General features: G+C 38.0%; 4 protein-coding genes. All 4 read left to right on the top strand.

Annotated features, from left to right (window positions below; genetic code table 11):
- The first annotated feature begins 31 nt into the window (after positions 1–31).
- The gene (locus ACQRCJ_RS12035) at positions 32–1,063 is read left to right on the top strand and encodes a C-type lectin domain-containing protein (RefSeq protein ID WP_427799896.1); all 1,032 of its coding nucleotides are present in this window, start codon (positions 32–34) and stop codon (positions 1,061–1,063) included.
- A gap of 583 nt (positions 1,064–1,646) precedes the next feature.
- On the top strand, positions 1,647–2,711 hold the full coding sequence (locus ACQRCJ_RS12030; protein WP_427799895.1) for an ankyrin repeat domain-containing protein: 1,065 nt from the start codon (positions 1,647–1,649) through the stop codon (positions 2,709–2,711).
- Between the two features lie 236 nt (positions 2,712–2,947).
- A complete protein-coding gene (locus ACQRCJ_RS12025; RefSeq protein ID WP_427799894.1) occupies positions 2,948–3,613 on the top strand; it encodes a hypothetical protein in 666 nt (221 codons plus the stop codon).
- 545 nt (positions 3,614–4,158) lie between these two features.
- Positions 4,159–4,953, top strand: a complete 795-nt coding sequence (locus tag ACQRCJ_RS12020; protein ID WP_427799893.1) for a hypothetical protein — start codon at positions 4,159–4,161, stop codon at positions 4,951–4,953.
- The last annotated feature ends 307 nt before the right edge of the window (positions 4,954–5,260 follow it).

Below are 5,260 nucleotides of genomic sequence, written 5' to 3'. Positions count from 1 at the left end.
TCAAGAGCCTTTCTAAATATGTGAGTGTAAAATGACTGCAAAACAACAAGCATTACTTGGTGTTATTGGTGGTGTACTTATTACTACAGTAAGTATAATAATTGGACTTACTGACAGAAGTGCACTCTGGCCGACATTAGCCATAGGTATTCCAATGGGAATCATTTATGGTTTTGGCTATGCATTCAGCTGGGAAATATTGAAAAAATGGCTTTCATCAGCCGCCGGTGCCAGCGGTACAATTGCCTTTTGGGCCATTATTAGCCAGTTATTATTCCGCCGAGGATTGTTTCTCGGCCTTATTATCTGCATATTTCTCATAGCTGGGGCTATTGGACTAGCCTATCTCCCTGGGATATTTATTGGAATTCGTCGAATCTGGAGAGAATCCCAAGGAGATGGGCAGCAGCCGTTCACACAACAACAGGGAGGATGGACAAAAACGCAATATCTTATTCTTGTGTTGTTTTCGCTCTTAATTTTCACCGGATTTATTCTGTTTGCTCAGATGAATGATACCACAACACGAGGACTCGGCACAACGCCAAATCCGATTCCACAAGAATTATGGGAAAAAACGTCTCTTTCCAATACTACTTCATTCAAAGGTAAATATTATAAAGTTTTCAACAGTAGCGAAATCAGCACGGTTGACAGTTGGGAAGCTGCTTCCCGCTTCTGTCAGAAACACTATGGGCAACTGGCCATTATAGAATCCACTGAAGAAAATACTTTTATATATGCATGGCTACAACGTCAAAATGCAAAAGATGTCTATTTTGGACTGACAGACAAAAACAGCGAAGGTATATGGCGTTCCTTAACCAAGGGTAAAGCCACATACCTGAATTGGGCTCCAGGTGAACCCAATAACGAGTTTGGAAGGGAACATTATGTCCTATTCTATCATCGCTCCCCCCCTGGATTCTGGAACGACGGTACTCCCGGTAAAAATTTTTTATTTATCTGCCAATGGGACAATCAGGCGCAATTTAAAGCGTACACGGAGTCAATGAAAGCTAAGAGTGTGGAGGTACACAAGCCCGTTACTTCAGACATATGACCTTTTAACATAGCTTATAAGATATCACAAAATTGCAGATAAAAGGAAAACAAAAAATAAGTACAAGATTTGTTCCTTGCAATTTACGAGACTGACTCCTCGTGGTCGGCCTGTACAAGAAAAGGCTATGGCAGTAACCTTGTACACTCAGGGGCTTTCAATACTGTCTATCTCAAGGCTCATTGGGGTTTATCCGAATGTTGTTTTGAAGTGAATAAAATTATTTGAAAAAAACACCATGAAAAACCTGCTCATAATGAGGCCATTTGCGTCGAACTCGATGAAATGTGGCAGTATCTAAAGTCAGAAAAAACAAGTTATGGATGAGGAAGGGATAAAGCGACGCTATCAAAATTGATGGAACGTCTTTCAAGGTGGAAAGCTGAGCTGTTCTGCACGGATAACTGGGGAGTATATCCTGAAGTGATAGCTGCCGGTAAACTCTATCAGAGCAAATCACAAATGGTGTACCTTGAGCAGAACAACGGAAGACAGAGGCATAGTAGACCTTACAATGGCACTTTTTCCAGATTCTATGTCATGGAATCTGGAAATATATAACATCATTGTTTAGAGGAGACATATGTTTATACGGATTTTTCTATTTGCATCATTGTTTTGTATTTTGTTAGATTCTTTTGTTTTAGCAAATGAGCAAGACACAGAAGATGGTGATGGAGCAGGATCGTGGTCTGCAATTATGAATGCGGCACATATGGATGATTGGGATACAGTAAAAAAAATTTCTAAAAAAGAAAAAATAATTTCAGAGCTCGAACCTGATATGACAGTACTCCATCATGCCGCAATGCGTGCAGATGATGAAACTATTATATCTCTCCTCAAATCTGGAGCAAAGCCGTTAGTAAAAGATAGTTATGGGAAAATAGCTTATGATTATTCAATTAAAAATGCAAAACTAAGTAATTATGTCAGAAATATGTTAAGACATACTCCACAGATAGGCCATTATTCTGGCATGGATGCTACAAAATGTAATAATTTATTTCGCGCCATAATAACAAGACAAGATGATGCCGTAAAAAAATTAAGCTCTATGAAAAATCTTAGAGACGAAAGAAATAATTTTGGCGAAACTCCATTATTGTTTGCAGCGAGATGTGGGTACTGGGATTATGTTAATATTCTCATAGATAATGGTGCAGAAATAGATGTTTATAACAATGATAACTTGAATATACTTTTTAGAGCATTAATAACAGAATCAATTAATTTTAAAAATACAAAAAAGATCTCAAATTTATTTAGTAGATATGATTTTCTCGACCAAAATGGACGGTGCATTATACACTATGCAGCCGCTGGTGGAAATACTAAAAAATTAATACTTTCTATACAGCTATTTAAAGATATTAATTATCAAGATTTCTCTGGAAAAACTCCATTATTTGTAGCAATCGAACACGGAAAAATACAGTGCGCAAATGTTCTAATAAAACTTGGTGCTGATATCAACATAAAGAATAATGATGAAAAAGATATTTTTTTTATAATTAAACACAAGTATAGGACAAGCAATCTTAATGAGGTATTGTCAAGAAATCCATTAGATGATGATTTAGATAAATTATTAACATCTTATAAAATGAATAAAGAGTATCCAATCAAAAATACTTCTTCAGATTAATATTTTTCCATCTTCAGTCAATACTTTCTAAGAACATAACTTGAAAGTTAGGATCTTCTCTCTTTTTCTGAAAGTATCGTGCCATTTTATACTATTTGCATAGGGTGTACGCATCGTTTTACCTATCTAATCCGTAGCTGTTCAGAGGAGTGGAGTACCGGAGTCATCCAATTTTGATGTTGGGGTGTAATGTTGGTTTTGTCTGACTAAAAATCTCAATAGTTGTGGAGGGGAAAATGCATAATCTTATTATATTATTTGTATTTATTTTTTTTATCAACACATCATTATGCCAAGCTGGATCTGACAAAATGACATTCTTTGATTTAAAGTTTGGAATGTCTATTGAAGAAGTAAAAAATATTACAGAAAATTTTAAGCACAGCTTTACAAAGCATTCTCCATCTGAGGGGGTAGTTAGATGCAATTCTATGTTATTAAAATGGGGAGAACAAAACCCTAGGTGGGACTATATTTTTATTGATAACAATCTATCTAGAGTGATTGTAGAAGTAAAACAACATCCTGATGTTGTAATGAAAAAGCTTGAAGACATATATGGAGGATATGCACAAATAAGTTATTCTATAGATAATTTCAAAAAAAGAAAGACAGAACACTACATATGGAAAGGAAAATTTAATGATTTAGATGACACAATAAAAAAGATGAAAACAGTGTCATATCTAAAAGTAAAATCAGTAGATTTTATATCTAAATGCGATAGCTATGATATTAAATATCATAAAAAAGGAACAGGATTTGTATTTCCAGGAATACTTTACTATTCGGTAAAAAGCTATGATGAAAAAATAAATACAGCAAAAATTAAGGATAAAAAACAAAAAGAAAAAATGAAAGAGAAACAATTACAGGAGCAATACGATAAATTAAAACTGTAATTGAATATCTGCTGTGTCTTTCGTAAAGAAAAGAGAAGCGAGAGTTTGCGCCGTACCGAACGCATGGGAAGAAAGCCATGTAACGGAGGACATCTTATCTTTTTAACGGGGCTACCTGCAAGCACTGCTCTGGAGCTGAAGGCTCATGCAAGGCACACGGCTTGCAATCTCTTGAAAGAATGCTTATAAAAAAGGTGCCGGGAGAATGCTACCAACACTCCCCCGGCAGGTACGACGCATGAGCGTCCCTTTGATGTTACGTGGTTAACTGCTTGTTTCAGCCCTCGCCCGGTGCCCGCCGGACGGGGGCCTTTGTTTTATCTACAGCCGGGACGAGGCCCGGAGCATCAGACAAAGGAGCGTCAGCAGCGCCAAGAGCACAAGGCGTCTCATGCGGCTAACCTCCCTTACCCGGCAAACGGGAGTTTGCGCCGTACCGAACGCATGGGAAGAAGCCACGTAACGGGGGACATCTTAGCTTTTTAGGCCGAGAGAATCAATATAAATGCAGCTTACTGGTATACCACTCAAAAAGGAGTACCTTTATGCTAGAGCTGCAAAATGATGATATTTACGAACTCGTTATAGATAATTCTTACTTCATTTTCATTGGCAATGATAGTTTCAACGAAGAAATAGGCTATTTTAGTGAACTCAGAGTCCAGCAGCCTTTCAGCATCATCACAGATTCCGACAACAAATACTCAAAGTTTGGTGAAGTATTACTGTCGGCTGATACAAAGTCAAACAAAGATGCCTTTATTAATGACGTTATAGAAAGAATATCAAAAGTAGACAATGTTTTTATATTCTCTGATATGAGTACCGATGAAGTAGCTAAAGAGACAGCAAATATATGTGAGTTATCAAAAGATAAGCAGACAATACTCATAATCAAGCCAAATGCTATCCTAGACGAAAATACCGCCACAAACATCTCCGAACATGCCAATATAACCATACTTTCACAGGTTAGAGATAAATCTTTCAACATCTTCAAGGTAACTTACTTAGCCATCAGCCATATCCTGAGCAGCCTTCGCGATACCGAAGAAGAGCATATTTTCGGAATCCTCAGCTATGGTAGCGCAAAAGGCTATCTCAGCGGCATAAAGTCATGCGTTCAAGCTACCGAAGGACTGGAATCAAGCTACCGCGAAAAACTACAAGAGCTCAGTCTTATGCTTTCCGTTGGCGATGATGTATCATTTAACGAGGTAGAGAACGCTTTCAAGTTCCCGGCAAACATGCTTGAATGTAATGGCAGTATAATAATCGACGCTGAAAAGAACCCGCAAAGTGCTAGCCTGGATGTGTTGGCGCTTGCTTTTGTGGGCTGATTGTCTGACGTATTTTTTCAAGTTTTATGGTACGTATGGCGTAGCGCAGCGCCATAACGCGCAGAACGTGTTGAAATTGAAAAATAAACACCATATATTCTAGATAGTTAAAAACAAAATCAATCGACTGCTAAGCGAGTATACGGGCTTAAACCTGTATCGAGGGTTCAAATCCCTCCCTCTCCGCCACTAAGGCAGCAAAGCCGGTAGGTTACAGCATGTAGCTTACCGGCTTTTTTCGTGCCTGAAAAATAGCCTCCCCGGCGAAGATGTATACCATTGTGTATACCGACGTGCCGAAACAGCT

It is taken from the genome of Desulfovibrio sp. SGI.102 (assembly GCF_050314315.1).
Classification (GTDB): domain Bacteria; phylum Desulfobacterota; class Desulfovibrionia; order Desulfovibrionales; family Desulfovibrionaceae; genus Desulfovibrio.
The sequence above is the reverse complement of the archived record's forward strand: the minus strand, read 5'-3'. Positions and strand labels throughout refer to the sequence as shown.

Bases quoted from the DNA above. Each gene is read 5' to 3' on its own strand.
- ACQRCJ_RS12020 (WP_427799893.1), top strand. From the start codon at position 4,159: ATGCTAGAGCTGCAAAATGATGATATTTACGAACTCGTTATAGATAAT.
- ACQRCJ_RS12030 (WP_427799895.1), top strand. From the start codon at position 1,647: ATGTTTATACGGATTTTTCTATTTGCATCATTGTTTTGTATTTTGTTA.
- ACQRCJ_RS12035 (WP_427799896.1), top strand. From the start codon at position 32: ATGACTGCAAAACAACAAGCATTACTTGGTGTTATTGGTGGTGTACTT.
- ACQRCJ_RS12025 (WP_427799894.1), top strand. From the start codon at position 2,948: ATGCATAATCTTATTATATTATTTGTATTTATTTTTTTTATCAACACA.